Annotated in this window: 3 protein-coding genes; all 3 read left to right on the top strand. The window is 41.2% G+C overall.

Annotated elements, in window-relative coordinates; translation table 11 throughout:
* Positions 1 to 99: 99 nt before the first annotated feature.
* The 3 genes from M0413_RS22430 to M0413_RS22440 are packed head-to-tail and all read left to right on the top strand — an operon-like array spanning position 100 to position 3,775.
* Complete coding sequence (locus M0413_RS22430) at positions 100 to 360, top strand: type II toxin-antitoxin system Phd/YefM family antitoxin (protein WP_011787805.1); 261 nt, start codon at positions 100 to 102, stop codon at positions 358 to 360.
* The gene (locus tag M0413_RS22435) at positions 360 to 671 is read left to right on the top strand and encodes a type II toxin-antitoxin system RelE/ParE family toxin (protein ID WP_011918375.1); all 312 of its coding nucleotides are present in this window, start codon (positions 360 to 362) and stop codon (positions 669 to 671) included. The genes M0413_RS22430 and M0413_RS22435 overlap by 1 nt, the downstream gene beginning before the upstream one ends.
* A gap of 23 nt (positions 672 to 694) precedes the next feature.
* A complete protein-coding gene (locus tag M0413_RS22440) occupies positions 695 to 3,775 on the top strand; it encodes a Tn3 family transposase (protein WP_249555716.1) in 3,081 nt (1,026 codons plus the stop codon).
* The last annotated feature ends 54 nt before the right edge of the window (positions 3,776 to 3,829 follow it).

Genomic DNA, 3,829 nt, shown 5'->3' on the forward strand with positions numbered 1-3,829 from the left:
GCTATCAAATAGTATACATTTTGATAGGGTGCATTTTTGACTTTTATCGCCCAACTGGTGTAAATTGAGCGAATCGAACGATTCGTTTAAAGGTGATAAATGAACACTCTTTCAGCCAATGAAGCAAAAATTCACTTTGGAGATTTGTTGCTCAAAGCTCAACAAGCTCCAATCCAAATTAATAAAAATGGCAAGCCTGTGGCCGTTGTTATTTCAGCTGATGCATACCAAAGTATCGAGACACTAAAATTACATTTGCTTCAATCCAAAGCGGTGAAAGCCATAACTGACATCAAAATGGGCAATTTGGTTGATGGTAATACCTTTTTTGATGAGCTGGCCGCAGGGCAGTATGACTAATGCCGGTAACTTATCATTTAACGCCCGATGCACAATCTGATCTGATAGGTATTCACCGCTTTACGTTAGCCCAATGGGGAACGACTCAGTCGAAGACCTATTTATCAGGACTTAGACAAACGATTCAACTGCTGGCTGAAACACCCACCCTTGGGAAAAATAGACCCGAGGTACGCATGAATGTGTTTAGCTTCCCTTATTCAAGTCATGTCATCTATTACATCCAACATGAGCATCAATTCGTTGTATTTGGGATCTTACATAAAAGTATGGTTCCACTTGCACATCTCGCGGAGCGGGAAATTATTTGATGTAGTGAAATAGGGAGGGCACCATGAAAAATGATGTTCGGCGGCTATCTATTTTGTCAACTGATGAAATAGATGAACTGTTTGGATTACCTCATTTCTCAGATGATGATCGTCGATTATATTTTGACTTAAGTGCTAAAGAGCGCGAGCTATTCGACAATACCCGAACGTTTTCTGTGGCAGCCCATTTAGTATTGCAACTGGGCTATTTCAAAGCCAAACGGCAGTTTTTCAGTTATGAACAAGAATCGTCAGTACTAAATGACTTGGATTACATTGCCGCGCTGTACTTTCCCACCAAAACGCTTTCAAGACTGAAAAGTCCCTCAAGACCGATTAGGGCTGAACAACAACGAGCAATTCTTGATTTATTCCAGTATAAACAATGTGATAATGAGGTAAAAGTTGATTTGGAAGATAAAGCACAGCGGGTTGCGATGTTATCGACACAACCTATCTTTATCTTTCGTGAATTAACCCAATACTTAGCATTACACCGTATTGTCATGCCCAGTTATCGGTATATGCAAGAGATGATTGGTAGAGTGGTGGCTTATGAACGCACCCGTATTGCTCGATTACTTAGCACTTGCATGACTTCACTTATCGATCAGCAATTAGCGGCTTTGCTTCGGGCTGAGTCAGGAGTATTTCGCGTCAGCGCATTAAAACATGAAGCTAAAGATTTCAGTTATAAAGAATTGCGACATGAAGTCGCACGGCGGCAGTTTTTCCAGCCTCTACATGAGTTTGCCAAGCAGTTCCTCATAACAGCGGGGATCTCCAATGAAAGCGGCAAGTATTATGCTTCTATGGTTAAGTTTTATACCACTTATAAACTTCAACGCATGAAAAAAGAGACTGCTCAGTTATATCTGCTGTTTTTTGCTTTTCATCGGTTTCAGCAAATTAATGACAACTTAATTGAAGCATTGCTCCATTGGGTCGATCAATACGAGAAACAGGCCAAGCGTGCCGCTGAAGAAGCAATGAATAATGCGGTTACCAATGCAGCGAAAAATTTACAGGCTGCGGGTCATGTATTGAGCCTGTTTACGGATGACACCATCACCGATGACACACCTTTTTCCATTATTAAAGAAAAAGCCTATGCATTGCTTGAACAAGAGAGATTCCCATTAGTTGCTGATTACTTACGCAATATTGCTTTCGACAAAACGGCATTTGAATGGTCACATTACACAAAATTATCCGCCACATTCAAACGTAACTTAAGGCAACTTTTTACTGATCTGGATTTTGCCGGACGTGTAGAAGACTCTCCTTTGCTTGAAGCTATCGCGTTTTTACAAAACTTATTGCGCACAGAAAAATCACCAAGGCAAACTGACCCTAATTCATTTCCGACTGAGATTATTCCTAAAGGTTTACGCCGATATTTGTTTAGTAAAGAGGGCAAAACATTTAAAACGCTTGATGTAGATCGCTATGAGTTTTTGGTCTATCGCCTACTACGCAACTCACTGGAAGCGGGTGATGTGTACGTTAAACATAGTAATGAATTTCGCCGCTTTGAAGATGACTTAATAAGCGATCTTAGATGGCAGGATAAAGAACGAGTATTGCAAGATATTGGTGCACCCATTTTATTGGCCCCTATCCAAGATACTCTGGCTGTATTTCATACTATGCTAGCAGCACGTTATAGTGCGATTAACCAACATATTTCTGATGGGGTCAACAAACATATTAAAGTAATTGGGGCTGCCGAAAAGCGTCGTTGGAAGCTGCTTTATCCGAGCAGTGATGAATCCGTTAATAGCGATTTTTACAGCCAGTTACCAGGAATTGGTATTGCGGATCTACTGTGGTTTGTTGCGGGTAATACTGGATTTTTAAATGCATTTACCCATGTATTAGATCGTTATGTAAAGCATGAAGCTGATCCCCGTGAAATTTTCGCCTGTATTGTTGCGATGGGAACAAACATGGGGTTAGCAAAAATGGCTGAGGTTTCAGGCCTTAGCTCAGCATCAATGGCGGGGACATCAAGAAATTATCTACGCTTGGAGACATTACGAGCGGCTAATGATGCGATTAGTAATGCGACCAGCCAGCTACCCGCATTTCATCTCTATGATATTCAGGACACACTTCATTCAAGTAGCGATGGTCAGCGGATAGAAACGCAAATTAACACCCTTAACGCTCAATATTCTCCCAAGTATTTTGGTTTACAGAAAGGTGTCAGCGCCTACACGTTGGTTGCAAATCATGTTCCTATAAATGCAAAGATTATTGGGACTCACGAACATGAAAGCCATTACGTTTTCGATTTATTGCATAACAATACCTCTGATATAAAGCCAGAACGGCATTCCACTGACACCCATGGCACCAATCAGGTTAATTTTTGGATTTTGCATGCATTTGGATATCATTTTGCACCTCGTTATCGTGATTTGCATAAGAAAATGGATACGTTAGTCGGCTCACAACATCCCAATGAGTGTGGTGACTGGCTAATAAAGCCTGCCCGAAAAACCAACGATGAATTGATTGAACGTGAATGGCCCAATATTCAACGGATCATGGCATCGCTAGCTCAAAAAGATGTTACTCAAGCCACGATTGTTCGCAAACTCTCGAGCTATTCGCGTCAGAATCAGACCAAGAAAGCATTATGGGAGTTGGAAAACATATGCCGAACGCTATACATTCTCGACTTTGTCGACGATGTTGGCTTACGTCAATGTGTACAAAAAGCATTAAATCGTGGCGAAGCCTATCATCGTCTTAGACGAGCAGTTGCATTTGTTAACGGTGGAAAATTCAGAGTAAAAACAGAAGAGGAGCAGCAAATATGGAATGAATGCTCTCGGCTCATCACCAACGCGGTCATTTACTACAACACAGCGCTGCTATCTCGTGTCTATGAACAGAAGCAAACAGTAGGAGATCAAAATGCACTGGCTCAGCTTCACAGTATTTCGCCCGTTGCATGGCAGCACATCAATATGTATGGCAATTTTGAGTTTAGTCCATCAACCTCAAAAATAGATATCGATGCATTGGTTGCTCGATATGCTGAACCAGAATATTGGAAGCAAGCGCTGATTGAGAACGAGAATTCAAGTGAGTGATTTTAGAATTTAAAGCTAACTTTACATTTTTGGCGCGTTGGGCAAATTTAGCCA

The sequence above is a fragment of the Shewanella sp. 8A genome (assembly GCF_023475945.1).
Lineage (GTDB): Bacteria > Pseudomonadota > Gammaproteobacteria > Enterobacterales > Shewanellaceae > Shewanella > Shewanella xiamenensis.